This is a genomic window from Actinosynnema sp. NPDC059335 (assembly GCF_042752395.1).
Classification (GTDB): Bacteria; Actinomycetota; Actinomycetes; order Mycobacteriales; family Pseudonocardiaceae; genus Actinosynnema.
On the sequence record NZ_JBHYXZ010000012.1, the window covers coordinates 31502 to 50134 of the forward strand.

General features: G+C 71.3%; 21 protein-coding genes and 1 tRNA gene. 6 read left to right on the top strand and 16 right to left on the bottom strand.

Annotated features, from left to right (window positions below; translation table 11 throughout):
- Positions 1-117: 117 nt before the first annotated feature.
- The 4 genes from ACFXGA_RS05990 to ACFXGA_RS06005 all read right to left on the bottom strand — a co-directional run bounded on the left by ACFXGA_RS05990 (position 118) and on the right by ACFXGA_RS06005 (position 3953).
- A complete protein-coding gene (locus ACFXGA_RS05990) occupies positions 118-960 on the bottom strand; it encodes a spermidine synthase (RefSeq protein WP_378084754.1) in 843 nt (280 codons plus the stop codon).
- Positions 957-1367 (bottom strand): adenosylmethionine decarboxylase, encoded by a 411-nt coding sequence (gene speD, locus ACFXGA_RS05995; RefSeq protein WP_367136999.1) that lies wholly within the window; start codon positions 1365-1367, stop codon positions 957-959. Before speD ends, ACFXGA_RS05990 begins: the two co-directional genes overlap by 4 nt.
- Positions 1368-1422: 55 nt before the next feature.
- A complete protein-coding gene (locus ACFXGA_RS06000) occupies positions 1423-2607 on the bottom strand; it encodes a type III PLP-dependent enzyme (protein ID WP_378084755.1) in 1185 nt (394 codons plus the stop codon).
- Between the two features lie 98 nt (positions 2608-2705).
- Positions 2706-3953, bottom strand: a complete 1248-nt coding sequence (locus ACFXGA_RS06005) for a metallophosphoesterase (protein ID WP_378084756.1) — start codon at positions 3951-3953, stop codon at positions 2706-2708.
- Positions 3954-4065: 112 nt separating this feature from the next.
- Between ACFXGA_RS06005 and ACFXGA_RS06010 the strand changes: the two genes are divergently transcribed.
- From ACFXGA_RS06010 to pabB, 3 genes are all read left to right on the top strand, one after another.
- Positions 4066-4569: a SigE family RNA polymerase sigma factor gene (locus tag ACFXGA_RS06010; protein WP_378084757.1), complete on the top strand. Its 504-nt coding sequence runs from the start codon at positions 4066-4068 to the stop codon at positions 4567-4569.
- The gene (locus ACFXGA_RS06015; RefSeq protein ID WP_378084758.1) at positions 4566-5465 is read left to right on the top strand and encodes a hypothetical protein; all 900 of its coding nucleotides are present in this window, start codon (positions 4566-4568) and stop codon (positions 5463-5465) included. Before ACFXGA_RS06010 ends, ACFXGA_RS06015 begins: the two co-directional genes overlap by 4 nt.
- A 129-nt stretch (positions 5466-5594) precedes the next feature.
- A complete protein-coding gene (gene pabB, locus ACFXGA_RS06020; RefSeq protein WP_378084759.1) occupies positions 5595-7691 on the top strand; it encodes an aminodeoxychorismate synthase component I in 2097 nt (698 codons plus the stop codon).
- Positions 7692-7748: 57 nt separating this feature from the next.
- Here pabB and ACFXGA_RS06025 read toward each other — a convergent pair whose 3' ends face one another.
- Positions 7749-8090, bottom strand: a complete 342-nt coding sequence (locus ACFXGA_RS06025) for an Lsr2 family protein (protein ID WP_015104119.1) — start codon at positions 8088-8090, stop codon at positions 7749-7751.
- Between the two features lie 273 nt (positions 8091-8363).
- On the opposite strand from ACFXGA_RS06025, the gene ACFXGA_RS06030 reads away from it, so the two are divergent.
- The 3 genes from ACFXGA_RS06030 (at position 8364) to xerC (ending at position 10109) form a co-directional block, all read left to right on the top strand.
- Entirely contained in the window at positions 8364-8645 is a 282-nt protein-coding gene (locus ACFXGA_RS06030; RefSeq protein WP_360793234.1) for a metal-sensitive transcriptional regulator, read from the top strand.
- Positions 8646-8714: 69 nt separating this feature from the next.
- Positions 8715-8791: transfer RNA gene (locus tag ACFXGA_RS06035), tRNA-Leu, on the top strand.
- Positions 8792-8882: 91 nt separating this feature from the next.
- The gene (gene xerC / locus ACFXGA_RS06040; protein ID WP_378084760.1) at positions 8883-10109 is read left to right on the top strand and encodes a tyrosine recombinase XerC; all 1227 of its coding nucleotides are present in this window, start codon (positions 8883-8885) and stop codon (positions 10107-10109) included.
- Here the strand turns inward: xerC and ACFXGA_RS06045 are convergent.
- The 11 genes from ACFXGA_RS06045 to ACFXGA_RS06095 form a co-directional block, all read right to left on the bottom strand.
- Positions 10074-10295, bottom strand: coding sequence for a hypothetical protein (locus tag ACFXGA_RS06045; RefSeq protein ID WP_378084761.1), 222 nt, complete (start codon positions 10293-10295; stop codon positions 10074-10076). The two genes, xerC and ACFXGA_RS06045, sit on opposite strands and share 36 nt — an antisense overlap.
- Before the next feature lie 224 nt (positions 10296-10519).
- Positions 10520-12394, bottom strand: a complete 1875-nt coding sequence (locus ACFXGA_RS06050; RefSeq protein ID WP_378084762.1) for a GDSL-type esterase/lipase family protein — start codon at positions 12392-12394, stop codon at positions 10520-10522.
- Entirely contained in the window at positions 12395-13309 is a 915-nt protein-coding gene (locus ACFXGA_RS06055) for a hypothetical protein (protein ID WP_378084763.1), read from the bottom strand. It abuts the gene before it with no gap.
- Between the two features lie 10 nt (positions 13310-13319).
- The gene (locus ACFXGA_RS06060; RefSeq protein WP_378084764.1) at positions 13320-13976 is read right to left on the bottom strand and encodes a hypothetical protein; all 657 of its coding nucleotides are present in this window, start codon (positions 13974-13976) and stop codon (positions 13320-13322) included.
- A complete protein-coding gene (locus ACFXGA_RS06065; protein ID WP_378084765.1) occupies positions 13963-14352 on the bottom strand; it encodes a hypothetical protein in 390 nt (129 codons plus the stop codon). Before ACFXGA_RS06065 ends, ACFXGA_RS06060 begins: the two co-directional genes overlap by 14 nt.
- Positions 14352-15608 carry a glycoside hydrolase family 25 protein gene (locus ACFXGA_RS06070; protein WP_378084766.1) on the bottom strand — a complete coding sequence of 419 codons (1257 nt, stop codon included), beginning with the start codon at positions 15606-15608 and terminating at the stop codon, positions 14352-14354. The genes ACFXGA_RS06065 and ACFXGA_RS06070 overlap by 1 nt, the downstream gene beginning before the upstream one ends.
- Before the next feature lie 5 nt (positions 15609-15613).
- Positions 15614-16099 carry a hypothetical protein gene (locus ACFXGA_RS06075; RefSeq protein WP_378084767.1) on the bottom strand — a complete coding sequence of 162 codons (486 nt, stop codon included), beginning with the start codon at positions 16097-16099 and terminating at the stop codon, positions 15614-15616.
- Positions 16096-16371, bottom strand: coding sequence for a hypothetical protein (locus ACFXGA_RS06080; protein ID WP_378084768.1), 276 nt, complete (start codon positions 16369-16371; stop codon positions 16096-16098). The genes ACFXGA_RS06075 and ACFXGA_RS06080 overlap by 4 nt, the downstream gene beginning before the upstream one ends.
- Positions 16372-16487: 116 nt before the next feature.
- Positions 16488-16700 (bottom strand): hypothetical protein, encoded by a 213-nt coding sequence (locus ACFXGA_RS06085; protein WP_378084769.1) that lies wholly within the window; start codon positions 16698-16700, stop codon positions 16488-16490.
- On the bottom strand, positions 16693-16872 hold the full coding sequence (locus ACFXGA_RS06090) for a hypothetical protein (RefSeq protein ID WP_378084770.1): 180 nt from the start codon (positions 16870-16872) through the stop codon (positions 16693-16695). Before ACFXGA_RS06090 ends, ACFXGA_RS06085 begins: the two co-directional genes overlap by 8 nt.
- The gene (locus tag ACFXGA_RS06095; RefSeq protein ID WP_378084771.1) at positions 16865-18433 is read right to left on the bottom strand and encodes a hypothetical protein; all 1569 of its coding nucleotides are present in this window, start codon (positions 18431-18433) and stop codon (positions 16865-16867) included. Before ACFXGA_RS06095 ends, ACFXGA_RS06090 begins: the two co-directional genes overlap by 8 nt.
- Positions 18434-18633: the final 200 nt, after the last annotated feature.

Here is an 18633-nt window from a genome sequence, read left to right on the forward strand (position 1 = left end):
GCGGCCCGGGGCCCAGAAACCGGCGCTCCCCCCCGGTCCCACTCCCGGCCCCGCCCCCGCGTTTCCTCACCGCGGGGGGGGGCCCCCCCCGGGGGCGCGCCCCCGCTCCACCACGCATCAGGCCAACGAGTGCCGAACCCGGTACGGCGGGATCGAGTTGCCCACCAACGCCAGGTCGTCGATCGTCTCCGGCCGGTAACCGCACGCGGGCAGCCGCTCGACCATCAACGCCGTCGGGTCGGCCACCTCGTCCGCGCGCCCGAACAGGTACGCCCACTCGTGCTCGTCCGAGCCGTAGTACGCGACCGTGTCGAACACGTCGTTGAACCGCTGCCACATGCGGGTCAACGTGGTGTTGCGCCACATCGTCTGGCAACCGGCCTGCGACACCACCACGCCGCTCGGCGTGAGCAGCGCCTTGCACAGGCCGAGGAACTCCGCGCCGTAGAGGCGGTTGTGCTGCGCCTCCTCCTCGCGCTCGTCCGGCAGGTCCACCAGGACGATGTCGTAACGCTCCGACGTCGTCCGGATGTACTCGTACCCGTCGATGTACCGCACGCGGATCGGGCCCTCGCCCTTCTCCGCCAGCGCCAGCTCGTCGGGCGTGTACCCGTAGGGCAGGTGCTCGGCGCACAGCCGCACGGCCTGCTCGTCGATGTCGATGTGGTCGACCACCGACGCGCCCGCCGCCACGGCCATCTGGCACACGACGCCCTCCGACGACCCGATGACCAGCACCCGGTCGACGCGGTCGGCCAGCAGCAGCGCCGGGACCATCAGCGCCTCGTGGTAGGTGAGCTGGCTGAACTCGGTGCTCTGCCGGTCGTCGTCGCAGAACAGCGACAGGCCCTGGGTGGTGCGGGCGATCACCAGGTGCTGGAACTCCGTCCTGGTGTCGACCACGACCTCCGACACGTCCCAGTGCCTGGTCATCCCCGCCGCGAGTGGTTCGCGGATCACGCTTTCTCCTCACCGACGAGCGCGGGGACGCGGTGGCCCCGGCTGATCATGTCCGTCCGTGCCGACACGGCGCCCAGGGCCTCGGCCAGCAACTGCACCGCCAGCGCGGGCTTGGCCCGCGTGCCGCACGTGAACACGTCCACGAACACGGCACCGACCTCCGGGTACGTGTGGATGGACGCGTGCGACTCCGACAACAGGGCCAGCACGGTGACCCCTTGCGGCTCGAACTGCTTGGAGACCACCTCCAACACCGTGGCATCAGCCTGGGTGAGCGCCTCGCCGAGCGCGTGTCGCAGGAACTGCTCGTCGTCGAGCAGCTCCGGGCTCACGCCTTCCAGCTCGGCGAGCACGTGCTGTCCTGCGAACAAGCCAACCGGCTCGGATTCGCACGGGAGTTCGGACATCAATCACTCCAAACATCTTCAGGAGGGGCACTGCAGCGGACAGTCGGGAGCGCGCTCATCGCACGCAGTGGGTGGCCAGCGGCGGGAAGCCGTTGAACGCCACCGACGAGTAGCTGGCCGTGTACGCGCCCGCGCCGATCAGGTCGACGTGGTCGCCCGCGCGCAGGTCCAGCGGCAGCTCGTAGCACGTGTTCTGGTACAGGACGTCGTCCGCGTCGCACGTCGGACCGGCCAGGACGACGGGGCCGACCGGCTCGCCGGACGTGGGCGCGCCGTCCCGGAAGGTCTCCAGCGGGTACGCGATCGCCTCGCCCTCGGTCTCCGCGAGGCCGCCGTAGCGGCCGATGTCGAGGAAGACCCAGCGGCGCTCGTCCGAATAGGACTTCCGCGCCACCAGCACGACCTCGGAGCGGACGAGGCCCGACTCGGCCACGACGGCGCGTCCCGGCTCGATCATCACCTCGGGCTCGAAGTCGCCGAAGTGCCGCGCGATCGACGCGGTGATGGCCGCGCCGTACTCGGCCAGTGGCGGCGGCTGCTCCAGGTAGCCCGCGGGCAGGCCGCCGCCCAGGTTGACCGTGGTCGGCGCGAGCCCTTCGGCGCGCAGCTTCCCGATGATCTCGGCGGCGTCGGCGATGGCTCCGTCCCAGCCGTTCGGGTCCAGCTGCTGCGACCCGGCGTGGAACGCCACGCCCAGCGGAACGAGCCCGAGTTCGGCGGCCAACCGCAGGAGATCCGTCGCCATCTCGGGCGAGCAGCCGAACTTCTTGCCGAACGGGTAGGTGGAACCCTTGCTGTTGACCAGGATCCGCAGCATCACCGACGCGCCGGGCGCGTGCTCGGCCAACGCGCGCACGTCCTGTTCGCTGTCGGACACGAACAGTCGCACACCGCGGTCGTGGGCGTAGGCGATGTCCCGCGCCTTCTTGATCGGGTTGCTGTAGGAGATCGCGCCCGGCGCCGCGCCGCGGGCCAGGCACAGGTCGATCTCGGCGGGGCTGGCGACGTCGAAGCTCGACCCCTCGGCGGCGAGCAGCTCGACCACCTCGGGCGTCGGGTTCGCCTTGACCGCGTAGAAGATCCCCACCCGCGGCAGCGCCGCGCGGATCGCCGCGAACCGGTCCCGCACCGTCGGCAGGTCGATGACCAGGCAGGGTGTCGGGGGTTGGTCGTGGTCCAGGAAACGACGAATACGAGCCATTGCCTCGTTGAGCCGGTGATCGGCAAAGCTCGTCGTCATCTCGCTAGGGGTCCCCCTCCGCAACCGTGATCAGGCACGGTCTGACCGTGTTCGGGCACGGCCGTCCACTCTAGGTGGTGCAGGCGAAAAATGCGCTATCAGCCGGCGAACTTGTGATGCAACTCCACGACGCTGATGTCCGGCGGCGCGCCGACGCGCACCGGCGGACCCCAGAACCCGGCCCCGTTGCTGGTGTAGACCTGGGTGCCGTCGACCGTCTCCAGACCGCTGCGCACCGGCTGCTGCAGGCCCACCGCGAGGTGGAACGGGTACATCTGCCCGCCGTGCGTGTGGCCGGACAACTGCAGGTCGACGCCGTGCTTGGCGGCCTCGCGGACCTGCACCGGCTGGTGCGCCAGCAGGACCACCGGCGTGGCCGGGTCGCGGCCCGCCAGCGCCCGGTCGAAGTCCGGGCCGTCGCCGAACGCCTCGCCGTTGACGTCGTTGACGCCCGCGAGGTCGAACGACGCGCCGGCCCGCTCGATCGCCAGCCGCTCGTTGCGCAGCGGGTTGACGCCGAGCCGCTCCAGCTCCGCCAGCCACGGCTCCGCGCCCGAGTAGTACTCGTGGTTTCCGGTGACGAAGAAGCTGCCGTGCGTGCTCACGAGGTCGCGCAGCGGAGCCGCCGCCTCGCCCAGCTCGGCCACCGTGCCGTCGACCAGGTCGCCGACGACGGCCACCAGGTCCACCTGCTGCTCGTTGATCATCCGCACGATGCGCTCGGTGTGCGCGCGGCCGAGGAGCGGTCCGAGGTGGATGTCGCTCACCACCGCGATGCGGTAGCCGGACAGGCGGCGGTCGAGCTTGGCGAGGGTGACCGGGATCCGCTTCACCACCGGGTCGCCCAACGCCTGCGTGGTGCCGTAGCTCACCACGCCCGCCGTCGCCACGCCGCCGGCGATGGCCAACGACCGGGCGATGAACAGGCGCCGACCCAGGTCCTCCGGCCTGCCGAGCGTGCCGTCCGGCGTCTCCACGACCGCGTCCGGCACGTCGACCGGCTCGGCCGCGCCCACCGGCTCGGCCACGCCGACCGGGGCCGGGACCTCACGCCGGCGCGCCGCCCGCACCAGCAGGACCCGCGGGATCTCCAGCACGCCCAGGATCAGTGCGAAGTAGAACGCCCCCGCCAACCACACGAACCCCGGCCAGGCCACGACCACGCCGAACCCCGACCCGAGCCGGCTCACCGCGAGGGCCGCCATCACCAGCAGGTACAGCGCGACCACGACCGCGGTGCCCACCCGGCGACCGCGCCCCGGCCGCGTGGTGGCCCGCACGGCCCGCTTCCAGATGTAGTAGTGCGCCGCGCCCATCACGACGGCGAACAGCACGAAGAACAACAAGCACGGCCTCCCCAGTGGTGGTATGCCCAGTTTCCACGAATCCCGGAGCCGGCATGCAACCCCCCGACCGCCCGCGGGCGTGATTACCGCGTACCGCAGCAGGGGAGGACGGATGAGTGATCGGGACGCCGCGTTCGCCGAGTACTTCGCGGCGCGGTCCGAGGCCATGCGCGGCACGGCGTACCTGCTGTGCGGCGACTGGCACCGGGCCGAGGACCTGGTTCAGGCCACTTTCGCGAAGCTCTACGTGGCGTGGCGGCGGATCGACCGCCCCGAGGCACTCGACGCCTACACCCGCCGGACGCTCGTCCGGACGTTCGTGTCCGACCTGCGTCGCGGCTGGTTCCGCAGGGAACGGGTGAGCGACACCACCGTCGAGGTGGCGGACGTCGGGCGTGGCTCGGCGGAGGACCGGCTGGTGCTGCTGGCGGCGCTGGCCAAGGTGCCGCCGCGGCAACGCGCCGTGCTCGTGCTGCGGTACTGGGAGGACCTGTCGGTGGAGGACACCGCCAGGGCGTTGCGCTGTTCCGAAGGAACCGTGAAGAGCCAGGCCGCGCGGGGGCTGCAGACGCTGCGCGGCCTGCTCATCCCTCAGCAGGGAGAAAAGGTGCGATGAACGAGCACGAGCTGAAGAGCGCGTTGCGCGAGGTGATGGTGGCGAGCAGCCCGCCGCCACCGATGAGCCCGGAGGCCGCGCTGGACCGCGGTCGCCGGGCGCAGCGCCGCAGGCAGGCCACGCGGGGAGGTGCGGTCGCCGGTCTCGCGGTGGTGGCCATCGCGGTCGGCGCGGTGCTGCTGCCGCAGCTGACCGGTGGCGGCGGCTCCGGCGTCGGGGTGGCGGGAGGGCAGCCGTCGGATCCCCGGCCGTCGGCAGGGGCGGCGCCGCTGTCGGGCGCGCCGCCGGTCGACACCAGGACGCCGTGGCCCGACGGCCAGGGCGACCGGACCGCCACCGGCGGACCGCGGGCGGACAAGGGGGTCGCGTTGCTCAACGACCTGGCCTCGTCGTTGCCGCCCGGCGTGAAGGCCGAGGACCGGACCCGGATCGGCTTCGCCGACCACGGGCCCATGACGTGGCGCCAGGCGCAGTTCGCCGAGTACGTCGGCGACCTCCAGGTCTGGGAGTACGAAGCGCGCACGCCGGTCGTGTTCCCCGGCGAGCCGGGGGTCGGCGAGCTGACGATCAAGGTCGAGACCCGGGGCAACACTCGCCTCGGCGACCTGGTCGGGTGCGCGGCGGCGACGCGGTACCCGTACCCGGTGTCCGGCGGCACGTGCCAGGTGGTCGACGTCGAGGGCAAGCAGGTCGCCGTGGTCACCGGGGCGACCCGGGACGGGGACGCCAACACGCTCGACGCGGCGGCGTTCCACCGGCACCCGGACGGGACGCTGGTGACCGTCGCGTACGCGGACGAGTTCCTGCAGTCCGGCCACCCGCCGCTGTCGCGGCCCGCGCTGACCCCGGCGCAGCTCGCGGCGCTCGCGGCGGACCCGAAGTTCCACCTGGACTGAGCCGGCACGGGGATCCGGGAGGCCGGGCGGCGTGGCGCCGCCCGGCCTTTTCGGTCACCGACTGCGTCTCCCATCGCCCGTCCAGGGGTACTCCATCGGTGTGTTCGTGCAGGTACCGTGCTGTTCGCCATGCGGACCCTGCTCATCGACAACCACGACTCGTTCACCTTCAACCTCTTCCAGCACCTGGCCGAGGTGAACGGGCGCGAGCCGGTCGTCATCACCAACGACGACCCGCGGTTCCGGCTGTCCGACCTGCGGCGCTACGACAACGTGGTGATCTCCCCGGGACCGGGCCGGCCGCAGCGCGACGCCGACTTCGGCCTGTGCCGGGCGGTGGTCGAGCACGCCGACCTGCCGCTGCTCGGCGTGTGCCTGGGCCACCAGGGGCTGTGCCTCGCGCACGGCGCGTCCGTGGGCTTGGTCACGCCCCGGCACGGCGTGGTGGACCGGGTGCGGCACACCGGGGCGGACCTGTTCGCCGGCCTGCCGTCGCCGCTGCCCGTCGTGCGGTACCACTCGCTGGCCGTGTCGGACCTGCCGCCGTCGCTGGAGCCGGTCGCCTGGGCCGAGTCGGACGGCGTGCTGATGGGCGTGCGGCACCGGTCGCGGCCGGCGTGGGGCGTGCAGTTCCACCCCGAGTCGGTGTGCACCTCGCACGGCCGCGAGCTGCTGGCGAACTTCCGCGACCTGACCGCCGCCCTCGCCCCGCCCGCGTCCGCCCCTCCGGCCCCTCCCACCTCGCCTGCCACTGCCGTCGCAGCCGCACCTGCACCGCTGGCACCGCCTGCCACAGCCGCGCCTCCTCCCACCCTCGCACCGTCCCGTGGGCCCGCCCGTGAGGTGCTCGTGCGGCGCGTGGACGTCCACCCCCCGCCGGAGGACGTGTACGCCGCCCTCTACGGCGCGTCCGGCGATGCGTTCTGGCTCGACAGCAGCCTGGTGGGGGAGCGGGGCCGGTTCTCCGTGATGGGTGACGCCGGCGGGCCGTTGGCGCGGGTGGCCACGTACGACGTGGGGACGGGTCGGGTGACCGTGGACGGGGTGACCCACCCCGGGCCGTTCTTCGACTGGCTGGAGGCCGACCTGGCCGCGTGGCGGGTCGAGCAGCCGGACGTGCCGTTCGACTTCGCGCTCGGCTGGGTGGGCTACCTCGGGTACGAGCTGAAGGCCGAATGCGGAGCGGTGGCCGCGCACCGTTCGGAGCAACCGGACGCGGCATTCGTGTTCGCCGACCGCGCCCTCGTTTTCGACCATGATTCCCATTGCGTGTACCTGTTGGCGTTGTCCGACGAAGACGACTGGTTGCGCCGAACGGAGGAATTCCTCCGCCGTGTCCCGCCCGCCCCGGCGGTCCCGCCGCGCCCCGTCCGGGCCGCCGCCGTGCAGGCCCGGCACAGCCGTGCGCAGTACTTGAAGCTGGTCGCGGCCTGCCAGGAGGCCATCACGGCGGGCGAGAGCTACGAGGTGTGCCTGACGAACACCGTGACGTGGCGCGGGCCGCTGGACCCGTGGGACGCCTACCGGTTCCTGCGGGCGGAAAGCCCCGCTCCGTTCGGCGCGTTGCTCCGTTTCGGTGCGCTCTCCGTGCTCAGCACTTCACCCGAGCGGTTCATCCGGGTGGACCGACGGGGTGTCGTCGAATCCGAGCCAATCAAGGGGACCCGCCCCCGCGGGGCGACCGCCGCCGAGGACCGGGGTTTGCGCAAGACCTTGGCTACCAGCGCGAAGGACCGCGCCGAGAACCTCATGATCGTGGACCTGGTCCGCAATGATCTGGGCCATTGCGCGGAAGTCGGCAGCGTGGAGGTGCCCAGGATCTTCGAGGTGGAGAGCTACGCGACAGTGCACCAGCTCGTGAGCACCGTTCGGGCTCGACTGCGTTCCGGTAGTTCCGCCGTCCGGGCGGTTAGGGCGGCGTTCCCCGGCGGGTCGATGACAGGAGCGCCCAAGATCCGGACAATGCAGATCATCGACGGGCTGGAAGCCGGGCCCCGGGGTGTCTACTCCGGTGCGCTCGGTTACTTCTCACTCTCCGGAACGGCCGACTTCAGCATCGTCATCAGGACGCTGGTCGTGGACGGCGACAAGGTGAGTTTCGGGGTCGGGGGCGCGGTCATCGCGCTGTCCGACCCCGCGGAGGAATTCGAGGAGACCACGGTCAAGGCAGCTGCCCTGCTCAGCCTGGCCGGCGTCGCGTTCCCGGGGCGTGACGACCTGCCCTGACCTGCTGTTCTCCCCTGCGACGGAGGTGGCCCGCCGCAGGGGAGAACAGAGCGTGGCTCAGGAAGCGTGGGCTTCCTGGAACTGCACGACCAGGCCCTGGGGAATGCGGCCCCGGTCGGAGATCTGGTGCCCCTGCGCGCGAGCCCAGTCCCGAATGGCCTGGGCCTGGGCCTTGTCACCAGCCTTTACCGTGCTCTTGCCGGTGCCCTTGCGCTGCTTGCGGCCACCGGCGCGGCGCGCCTTGGCGACGAAGTCGGCCAGGGACTCGCGGAGCTTGTCCGCATTGTCCTTGGAGAGGTCGATGGAGTACTCCACACCGTCCAGCGCGAAGGTCACGGTCTCGGCGGCTTCGCTGCCGTCGAGGTCGTCGATGAGTTGGACGACGGTCTGCTGTGCCACTGTTCCTCCGTGTGTGCTCGCATAGCGCGTGCTGCCCTCGACTTGTTCTGCGCCACACGCTTAGCTCGACACCATAGTGCACGAGAGGAATATCGCCTAACCTTTCGTGGAGAAAATGTGACTGATGCCCCCGGACGGGTCATTTCGCGACACAAACCGCACCGAGCCGAAATGAACCCCCCGCACGCCGTCACCCCGTGGTGCCGGTCACACCCGGTCGAGTGGCCTATCCTGGGGTCGGATACCCGCCCAGGGTAGGGAAGGTCGGGAGCGATGCTCGGTTACACGGCGGACAAGGACGCGTACCTCAAGCGATTGCGCCGCATCGAGGGCCAGGTCCGCGGCCTCCAGCGGATGGTCGAGAACGACGAGTACTGCATCGACGTGCTGACCCAGATCTCCGCCGCCACGAAGGCGTTGCAGGCGGTCTCCTTGGGTCTGCTCGACGAGCACCTGAAGCACTGCGTGGCCCAGGCGGTGGCCGAGGGCGGCGAGGTGGCGGACGAGAAGATCGCCGAAGCCTCCGCCGCGATCGGCCGCCTCGTCCGGTCCTGACGACCGCGCCCCCGGCCGCCACCCCGCGGGGCGGCCGGGCGGCCTGATCCAGTACAGTGCTCCGCGCCGGCCCCCGTAGCCCAATCGGCAGAGGCAGCGGACTCAAAATCCGTCCAGTGTGCGTTCGAGTCGCACCGGGGGCACCAAAACAGCTGGTCAAACGCGTGGAACGGCCGTTCAAACCGGCCTACCTTGATCGGACTCACCGAATAGCCACCAAACGGCTCAGGAGGTCCGATGCCGCCGCTCTTGCAGATCGGCACCCACGGGAAGGTCAACCACCGGGCACAGGTCGCCGGGAAGTGGATGCCGCTACGCGACCTGCCCGACGGCGCAACCCCCGACGTGGTGCAGGCGTACACCAACTTCCGCGACCTGGACGGCGTCACCCGGAAGGTGTCGGCGAGCGGCCCGACCCAGTACAAAGCCGACCGCGCCCTCAAGGCCGTGCTCAAGGAGCGCTCCGGCGGCGTCCGCCGACTTTCCTCCGAGTCGCGGTTCGCCGACCTGGCCACCGCCTACCTCGAACGCGTCCAGCGCACCCGAGCCGTCACCACACTGGAGCGGTACCGCACCCGGCTCAACGTCCACGTGCTCCCCAACGTCGGCCAGCTGAGGCTCAGGGAATGCACCGTCGGCCGATTCCAGGCGCTGATGGACCAGCTCGCCGAACGACTCGACTCCAACACCTTGGCGGGCATCCGCACCGTGCTGTCCGGCGTCATGCAGGAAGCCGTCGACCGCGACCTCATCAGCGCGAACCCGGTCCGCGAGATGCGCGACATCGAGCCCAGCCGGAAGCGGAAGGCACCTGCCTACGACCACGAGCAGCTCGTCGACTTCTTCGCCCGCCTCGACGGCGACGAGGAGTCCCGGCGTGCCGACCTGCCGGACCTGCTCCGGTTCTACTTCGCCGTGGGAGTCAGGTTCGGCGAGGCGCTGGCGCTGCGCTGGCAGGACGTGAACCTCACCGACGAGCCCGTGCTGGCGACCAACGCGTGGGGGGAGCGAGTTCGGGTTCCCGCCCGGTCCATCTGGATCAACGGCAACCTCGTCGCCGTCAGCGGCGGCGTGGCGCGCAACGACGGCAAGACGTTCGCCGCGCGCAGGGTGATCGTGCTCCCGGACTACATGCACCTGCTGCTGTCGGTACGCAAACCCGACGGCGCGCCCGAGTCCGAGCCGGTGTTCCCCAGCACCAGGCTCGGGTGGCGGCACCCGTCGAACGTGCAGCGCGCCGTGCGGAGCATGCGCAAGCGGATCGGCTACCCCGACTTCACCACGAAGGTCGGGCGCAGGTCGGTGGCGACGGCGCTGGACGCCCAGGGGTTCTCGGCGCGCGAGATCGCGGACATCCTGGGGCACGCACGGCCGTCGATGACCCAGGACGTGTACATGGACCGAGGTCGGCCGAACACGCGTGCTGCGTCAGCGCTTGACCGGCTTCACGGCCCGGCCGCGTGAGCGGGTGGCTTCCCGGTAGGCGCGGCACGGCCAACGGTCACCGCAGGTGCCGCAGCGGCCGTCGAGCGCGCGGCGGTGAGTGCGGGCGACCTCGCGCCAGCCCTGCTCGAGCACCGCGGTGAGATCCGAGACCAGCAGCCCCACGTGGTCCACCTCGGTGCCGTGCAGCTCGTGCTTGTTGGACATCCTCGCCTCCGACCGGGCGTCCGTTGAGGTGGAGGAGCCGCGGCGTCGTGTCGGGGGCGACGCTGCGGCCCTCCGCTCCTGACGGTAGGTCGGCGGAAGCGTGGGCCCTTGCCTGCGGGGCAAGCGGCGGACATGGGTCAGGGAGCCGGCGGTGAAGCGCGAACACCACTGCCGACTCCCTGCGCGATCATCATGCCTGATGACCGGGTCGTTCCGCACATCGTTCAGACCGAGCTGCGGCCGACTCCGTCGAAGCCGTACTTCCGCCCGTACCAGGCCAGGACGTTCTCGCACTCCGCGTCCGACAGCGCCCGGTTGAACACCAGGAGATCGGACACATCCTGCCTGTTCCACGAGCCGCTGCCCGCGCTGTTGCCGGCCAGCGTCACGCCTGGGAGCCCGGCGTTCGCGTGCGACGTGTCCAGGCCGGGCAGCGCCGTCTTCGGGTAGTGGGACTGGAAGAACGCGCTGTTCGCGCCGTCCCACCGGCACACGTACACCGCCCACCGTGACCGTCCGGTCTGCACCGTCGCCGCGTACGGCGTCGACAGCGAGCCGCCGCCCATCACCATCTGCATCTCGGAGCTGGACGACAGGGTCAGGTACACGCCGCCTGCTCCCTGGTAGCCCGAGAACATGCTTCCCCAGTGGCCGCGCAGCCGCGCCACGATCACCACCGTGGCCGGCGGGTTCACCCGCGAGGTGAAGCTGCACGTCATCAGGTCGCCCAGCGTTGAGGCGTTGCCGTCGAAATCGACGTACGGGTTGCGGGCGAAGTCGGTCGGCGTCTTGCGGAACGTCGGCTGCCGGTTCGCGTCCGCCTGGGCCAACGTCTTCTGGTCGGAGCCCGCGTACGCCGGCCAGGACGCCACCAACGCCGCGTCCGCGAGGGCGTTGAGGTCCGATGCCCGCCACGCCGACACCAGCCCGGACAGCGTCGCCGGGTCCGGGCTCGGCGCGGACGCCTGGCTCGGCGGCGCGGAGCGCAGCGTCGCGCCGCGCTTCAGGTACTCGGAGATCAGGTGGGCCATCAGCGCGTGGCCGCGGTCGGAACAGTGCACGTCGTCGTAGAACAGGCCCTCCCAGTCGGCCGCGCGCGACACCGGCCAGTGCGCGCTGACGTCCAGGAAGTCCACGTCCACCGTGTCCAGCGCGATCCGCTGCAGCGCCTCCCCGTACAGGCTCCACGCGTACGTCGGGGAGGCGATGTCCAGCCGCCGGTAGCTGTGCACCAGCAGCACGCTCACCGGCGCGTTGTTCGACAGCCGCATCAGCCGGACCGCGGCCCGCACGTTCGCCTCGTAGGTCGCCGGCGCGACGCCCGTGGAGTAGTCGTTCGAGCCGACCATCAGCACGATCAGCCGCGGCTGCAGCTGGCCCATCCGCGCGGCGTTCTGCGCCCAGAGCGCGCCGGTCGTCGTGTAGTCCCCGGACACCGAGCCCGACTTGCCCGCGTTGTACACCCGCAGGCCGGTCAGCTGGTCACCGTCCGTGGCGTACACCCCGTTCAGCACCGTGCGGCCGATCGCGGTCATCTTCACCGTGTGCACGCCGCGCGCCAGCGGGTAGGTCACCCACGAGCTGAACTCGCCGTCCGCCCGCGCCGAGCCGAGGGTTGAGGGCGTGATCGTGATGACCTTGGCCGGGTCCGAGTCCAGCTGCAGCGAGCACTGCCCGATGCCGGCGCCCTGCTGCAGGATCACCTCGAACCCGTCGCACACGCAGCTGCGCGTCATCGTCGCCCCGGCGGTCATGTCCTTCGAGTTGCCGCCCAGGTCGGCCGCCGTGTCGGCCAGCGTGCCGGTGTTCGTCCACCCGCCGTGGTCGGCCCGGTAGTGGATGCCGCCGGCCGCGGTGTTCAGCAGCACGCCGGACCCGTCGACACCGCGGAGCATGTAGCCCAGCCTGCCGACCCACGAGTACTCCGGCGCCGACGCGCCCATGCCGTGGGTGGTGCTGGACCCCACGCACACCACGTTGACCTTCTCGAACAGCCGGCGCGGCCACGCGCGCTGCCACGCCCACAGGCCGGGCCCGGACGCCTCGTCCTGCGGGCCGTACAGCCCGCGCCGTCCCGACAGGGTTTTCCTCTCCGCCACCTACGCGACCTTCCAGACCAGGGCGGTGTACTCGCCGGCCGCCATCGCCACGTCCGGCGTGATGTCCACCGTGTTCGCCGTCGTGCGTGCGACGTACACGTCGACCTCGTCGTACGGGCTCGCCGAGCGGAACACCTGGACGATGACCAGCCTGCTGGCCAGGTTGTGGGTCACCGTCCACGAGTTGCCCGCCGTCACGGCCGGGGAGGTGGCGGAGTACCCGTTCGACGAGCCGCCCGCGGTCGCGCCGATGAACGTGAACGTCGGGACCGTGGTGCCGATCGTGATGTCGGTGTCGTTGGTGAGCAGCGCGAACCGGTCGGCCTGCGTGCCTTCGCGGACCACCCAGTAGGAGCCGCGCACCGCCTCGGCGGTGGTGTCCCAGTTCGATGCGCGGGTCATCGCCGAGGCCGCGCCGTTCCACACGTACGGGCCGTTCTCGGTGCCGGTGCTCTGGCCGGTCAGCAGGAACACGTCGCCGGCGGACGCGGTCAGGCCGTCGAGCGTCGCGCCCGGTGAGGCGATGTTGACGTTCGTCGCGACCGCGGCGCGCACGGTGCCCTTGAGCACTTGCCCGGACGTCACGCCGGACAGCTGCGCGTCCACGTAGGCGCGTGTCGCGGCGTCCTGCGCGCTGGTCGGGTCGGCGAGCCCGGTGATGCGCTGCGAGCCGAGCGCGACGGGCCCGGTCGGCGCGGCCATCTGGTCCAGGCGCGATGTCCGGACCTGCGTGTCGAAGTCCGAGATCGTGCTCGCCGTCTGCGTGCCGGTGTGGTTCGCCCGCGACCGATCCGCCGTGCTCGCGTCGTCCACGTACTGCTTGGTCGCCGCGTCCCCGGCCGCGGTCGGCGCGCCGTTGTTGATGACCTTCCGGCCGCCCATGTCCTTGTCGGACAGGGCCTTGGTTGCCGCCACGGGCTCCTCCTCAGCTCATCACCAGGACGCACGCGGTTGGCGCGTCCATCGACACCCGCAGCTCGTTCACGCTCAGGTGCTGCACCTTGAACTCGTCGTACTGCTCGCCGCCGTCCAGTGAGAAGGCGCTCACCGCAGGCCGGTAGCCGAGCTGGTGGGTCACCGTCACCACCGCCTGCGGCACGGTCTGCACGTGCTCGTAGGCCGACACGCCGCCCGACGCGGCCGGCAGGTGCTGCGCCGGGACGCGGCCGTCCGGCCCGAGCGGCGCGACGCCGTGCGGCTGGCCGACGACCGACCAGGGCACGACGACCACCGTGCTGGACTGCGGCAGTTGGGTAACCCGCTCGACGTCGGCGAGGTCGATCGTCTCGCCGTCGGTCTCCACCCGCACCGTCATCGACTCCGGGCGTGTGTTCTCCAGCAGCACGTGCACTTCGAGGAAGATCGGCTCGGCGGCGGACGGCTGAGCCGACAGCGGCACCACCTCGGCGAACCGGCCGTCGACCAGCTCGACGACCACCGGTTGCTCGGTGACCACCGTGTCGGCTGCGGGCACCTGCACCTGGTGCAGCGCCGCGATGGACACGTGACCCACAGCTGACCGGCCACCCGCGGTGAGGTGGCCGGTCAGGGTGACGGTGTGGAGCGGGTCAGGAGCCGTCACCGACGCCCCTGCGGGGAAGCGAGCTGATGTCGTAGGAGCCGTCGGCAGCACGAGGTGCCGCCCCCGCTCCCACCCCGTGGCTGGTGGCCCAGGTCGACACGCCGAGCGGCGACCACACCTTCGCCTCGACGGCGAGCGCGGTCAGCAGGGTCAGCAGCCAGCCGGTGGCGGCCTGCCGCACGTCGTACGGGGTGGTGGAGTTCAGCGCGTCGAGCCACTCCGCCGCGAACCCCGCCGCGGCGGACAGGACCAGCTGCAGGAACACCCGTGCCTTGCCGGCCCACGGCTTGGTGATCAGCCCGTTGAGGACGGGCAGCACGAAGCCCAGCAGCATCGACAGCAGCTGGGCGGTGCCCAGCAGGTTCACCATCTCCATCAGGACCGCTCCTTGGTCTCGTCGTCCACGGCGTCACCCGGGACCGGGCCGCCGATCCCGTCCGGGGCGGCCGCCCCGCCGCGCAGCCCGTCCTCGTTGCGCGCCGCCACGTCCTCCCGCGTGCCGGCGGTCGCCGCCTCGGCAGGCGTCGGTGGGATCGCCGCCAGCGCCGCCGGCTCGGGGCTGCGCACGGTCACGTCCACGTGCACGATGTCGGCCATGGCGCGGCGCACGGTGTCGTCCACGCGCCGCATGAACGCCTCCACGTCCAGGTCGCCGCCGACCTTCTCCGCGAGGGCACGCACCGCGTCGGCCAGCGCCGCTTCGCGTACGGCCGACGCCTGGATGTTCATCCGCATCTCGTGCAGCACGTCCCGCACCCGCAGCACGCGTTCCTGATCGGTCCCCGGGGCGTCGGTGAAGATCAGCCCGCCGAACGGGTCGCCACCGGGAACGTAGAGGTCGTACAGGGTCTGGCCGTACCCGTGCGCACCGCGCAAGAGGTTGACCAGGGTCTCCTCCGCCCCGCTCCACAGCTTGACCGGCCGGTTCAGCAGTTCGTCGACCACTTCCTTGGCACTGGGCATGTCGTCCTCCATCCCGCCCAGCAGGGCGGCCAGTTCGTGTCGTGATCCGCGGTAGACGTTCTGGTCCACAGCCGCGCTGTAGCCCGGCACCCGGCCGGACGAGGTGAACTGGGCGACCGCGACCGGCAGACCGCCGTACCCGTTCCACACCGATGCGGGGAGCATCGCCGCGCCGGACTCCTTCGAGCGGGTCACGTAGTCCGGGTACCAGGAGATCCACAGCGGTGGCAGTCCTGCGAGCGACGCGTAGCCGAGGCCGCCCTTGTCGCGGTCGGTCGGCGCAGCCCAGTACCAGCGAGGGATGTAGACCAGCGGCACCACGTAGCCGCGTCCCCGCAGGCCCGCGATGATCGCACGCGCGAGGTTCACCCCCGCCTCACCGCGGCCCGAGTAGTCCTCCACGTCGATGATGACCGGCACGCCGGGCGGCACCTGCTCCGCGATCACCTGCACCTGGCGGGACGCCGAGACGTTCTCCCGCTGGTAGTGATACGCGGCCACGAGCATCCCGGCACCCCGGCACCCGTCGAGCTGGCGGCGGAAGTGCGGCTGCTTCCAGTCGCCGTCGGAGCACAGGACGAAGGAGAACTCGAACCCGCCGCGTACCATCGCGCCGAAGTCGGTCAAGCCGGCCTGGTAGTTGCTGATGTCGACGCCGTACACCGTCATGCCCATCACCTGCACAGGTCTCGGGGCGCAGGCGGGAACGGGTGCTCCGCCTGCTTCCGCTTCGCGCTGTCGCGCTTCGTCAGGTACTCGTGCAGCGCCGCGCGGAACGACTCCCGCGCCTGCGGCGACGCGCCACCCGTCATCAACTGGCCCACGGTGGCCATCAGCTCGTCGAGCGCCTGCTGCGCCTCGCCCGTCGCCACCGTCCGCGCGTCCAACGCGTCGGCGAACCGGTTGGCGTACGCCAGCTGGCACTCCGACAGCCGCCAGGTCGTCACCGTCGTGTACATGGTCAGCACCAGCACCACCACGCCGAGCACCACCTGGTAGCTCGGACGCCATCTACGACGCGGCACGGTCTGCACGGCACCCTCCACGGCGTTGGCGATTCGGTGCACGTCCTGGCTGCTGCGGGTGTAGAGCACACCCAGCACGAAGCCGCCGGCGAGCCACACCACCGAGTGCAGCAGGTACTGCCAGTTGGGGATCACGACGACTGATCACCTCCCGGCTCGGTTCCGTCGGCCGGCGGCTCCTCGGGCGACAGCACGGTGGCCAGCCGCTCGCGGACCGCGTCCACAGGCGACCGGCCGGTGCCCGAGCGGCGAGCGCCGACCACGTACAGGGAGCCGACGACGATGCCGAAGATGCCGCTGATGTAGGGGTCGCGGCGTGCGGGGTCGATCAGGCCGACCACGACGCTGCCGGCCCACACCAGGGTGATCAGGGTCGTGAGCGCGATCCACAGCCGCCTCGGCAGCACAGCACCTCCCGGCGGTGTGGTCCTCGCTCCCCGCAGCTCGGATTCCGGTCATCGGGGGCAGGATCACGTGCCGTGGTCGTGGCGCGCGTGTCCGTGCCACTGCGGTGGGTGTGGTGTCACACGGCTGGTTGGCCGGTGTCGCCCAGGGTGGGTGGGCGGTCGCCGAGCCGCTGCGCCAGCTCGTCGCGTTCGCGGGTCACCCGGAGGAGGGTCGCGCGGGTGACCGCCAGCTCCTGCATGAGCCCGGCGAGCCGGTCGGCCGAGACGCGGGCGAGTTCGTCGAAAACCCCTTGGAACTCCAGGTCGGGGTTCGTGTGCTGGTCAGACATCATCGGTCCATTCCGGTATGGGCAGGAGACGGGCGGCGACAGCGTGGAACTGCGGGGTGCCGAGGGCGTCGGTCAGCTCGTCCAGCGCGTCCTGCGGCAGTCCTGTGGACGGCATCGATGGCGGTCCCTGCTCCTCCTGCTGGCCCAGGCCGGGCAACAGCCACTCAGCCACCGCGCACCTCCGCCGCCAACTCGCTCACGGCCGCCCACAGCAGGCCGATGGCTGAGGTGTGGTCCAGCCGTTCCTGCCCAGGCGCGACCTCATCGGGGAGGTGGTCGGCCATCGGCCCGACGTGGAACTGGCGGTCGGTGTGGTAGCGCCACCGGCGTGCGGGGTTGGCCTCCACCACCTCGAGTGCCGAGAACGGCAGGTCACCGATCTCGGTCTTGTGGCTGGAGTGGGACGCGGTCTGCCACGCCGCGGCGTAGCAGGTCGCGAACGCGTTGGAGTTGTCGCGCACGAACTCCATCGCGGAGTCGGCGGTGCCCGGTCCGGTCGGGAAGATGCGGATACCGACGGTCTGGCCGTACTTGTTGCCCCAGTGGAAGCCGGCGTATCCCGCGAGGTCGGCACCCTGCGCGAGGGGGGTGGACGGGGTGCGGTAGTCGTGCAGGAACTCCCAGAACGGCCGTGCCCGGATGGTGTAGCCCGCGGGTGCGCTGGTCGACCCGTACGGCACGGTGATCCGGAAGAAGCCGCCGATCTTCGTGGGCCACAGCGCCGGGTCGGTGGTGTTCATGGTCGAGTTGGTGATCAGGCCCATCTGCATGGCGCTGACCTCGTACGTCGTGCTCGGGTCGCCGGTGCCGAACCATGAGACGCGCGGGGTGAGCAGCTGCCAGATTTGGTCTTGCATGAGCTGGCCGTTGTAGAGCTGCAGCACGCCGGGCCAGGTGGGTGTGAGCAGCCCGGTGTCGGCCGCGAGCAGCGGGTAGCGGGAGCCGCCGAGGCCGGGGTGCATGTACATCTGGCTGCCCTGCAGCGGGTTGATGACCCGGGCGTAGCCGACGATGTCGACCGAGCCGATGGTGCCGCTGAAGCTGGCGGTGCCGTCGTTGTTGAGCGACACCGTGTTGGATCCGCTGCTGTTGAACAGTTTGAAGCCTGAGGCGTTGAGCAGGTAGCGGGCACCCGTGTCGCCGGACTTCAGCTCGCCGGCCACGATCACCGAGGCCGTCATCGTCCCCGCGGTCAGCTTCGACACCGACAGGCTCTGGATCTTCGCGTCGTCGATCGCGGCGTCGGCGATCAGCACGTTGGTGGCGACCTGCCGGAACGTCACCTCGTCGAACGACACCTGCTGGCTGGCGGCCAGGCCCTGCACACCCACGTACAGCTCGGCGGTCGCCGCGACCAGGTAGCGGGCGGCCGTGTCGCGGGACACGCGGCCCTCCACCACCATCCAGCCGTCCTTGGTGAACGACGACCGGGACGGCAGCGCGGACACGGGGATCACCGAGCCGGTCTCGTCGAGCAGCCGCACCCCGCCGAACACCGCGGGCGTGCTGCCGGTCGTGCCGGTGAGGCGGCAGCGGAACCGCACGTACCACTGCTCGGCGCCGCCCTGCGCCTGCAGCCGCGCGAGCACCGCGCGTCGCCATGGCACCGCGGAACCCGCCACCTGCAGCGCCCAGTCGCCGTGCGACGACACCGGCACGCCGGTGATCTCGCCGTAGGCGGCTGTCCAGCGGCCGTTGCCGGTGTCGTGGTCCATCAGCAGCGCGACGCCCATGCGGGTCGTGCCCGCCGGGAGCGGCGCGGGCGCGGCCAGCGTGCCCTCCGTAGCGGCCCCCCCCCCCCCGCCCCGGCGGGGGGGGGGGTGGGGGGCGTGGGGGCGGGGGTTACCCCGGTGTGGGTGGGCGGTAACCCCGGTGAGCTGGACCGCGCGGAAGCGACCCAGGAACGCCTGATGCACCACATGACCCAGGGACC

Coding starts and splice junctions, on each gene's coding strand:
- speD (WP_367136999.1), bottom strand. CDS start 1,367: ATGTCCGAACTCCCGTGCGAATCCGAGCCGGTTGGCTTGTTCGCAGGA.
- ACFXGA_RS06000 (WP_378084755.1), bottom strand. CDS start 2,607: ATGACGACGAGCTTTGCCGATCACCGGCTCAACGAGGCAATGGCTCGT.
- ACFXGA_RS06010 (WP_378084757.1), top strand. CDS start 4,066: ATGAGTGATCGGGACGCCGCGTTCGCCGAGTACTTCGCGGCGCGGTCC.
- ACFXGA_RS06015 (WP_378084758.1), top strand. CDS start 4,566: ATGAACGAGCACGAGCTGAAGAGCGCGTTGCGCGAGGTGATGGTGGCG.
- pabB (WP_378084759.1), top strand. CDS start 5,595: ATGCGGACCCTGCTCATCGACAACCACGACTCGTTCACCTTCAACCTC.
- ACFXGA_RS06030 (WP_360793234.1), top strand. CDS start 8,364: ATGCTCGGTTACACGGCGGACAAGGACGCGTACCTCAAGCGATTGCGC.
- xerC (WP_378084760.1), top strand. CDS start 8,883: ATGCCGCCGCTCTTGCAGATCGGCACCCACGGGAAGGTCAACCACCGG.
- ACFXGA_RS06045 (WP_378084761.1), bottom strand. CDS start 10,295: ATGTCCAACAAGCACGAGCTGCACGGCACCGAGGTGGACCACGTGGGG.
- ACFXGA_RS06065 (WP_378084765.1), bottom strand. CDS start 14,352: ATGGAGATGGTGAACCTGCTGGGCACCGCCCAGCTGCTGTCGATGCTG.
- ACFXGA_RS06070 (WP_378084766.1), bottom strand. CDS start 15,608: ATGACGGTGTACGGCGTCGACATCAGCAACTACCAGGCCGGCTTGACC.
- ACFXGA_RS06085 (WP_378084769.1), bottom strand. CDS start 16,700: ATGTCTGACCAGCACACGAACCCCGACCTGGAGTTCCAAGGGGTTTTC.
- ACFXGA_RS06095 (WP_378084771.1), bottom strand. CDS start 18,433: ATGGGCGTCGCGCTGCTGATGGACCACGACACCGGCAACGGCCGCTGG.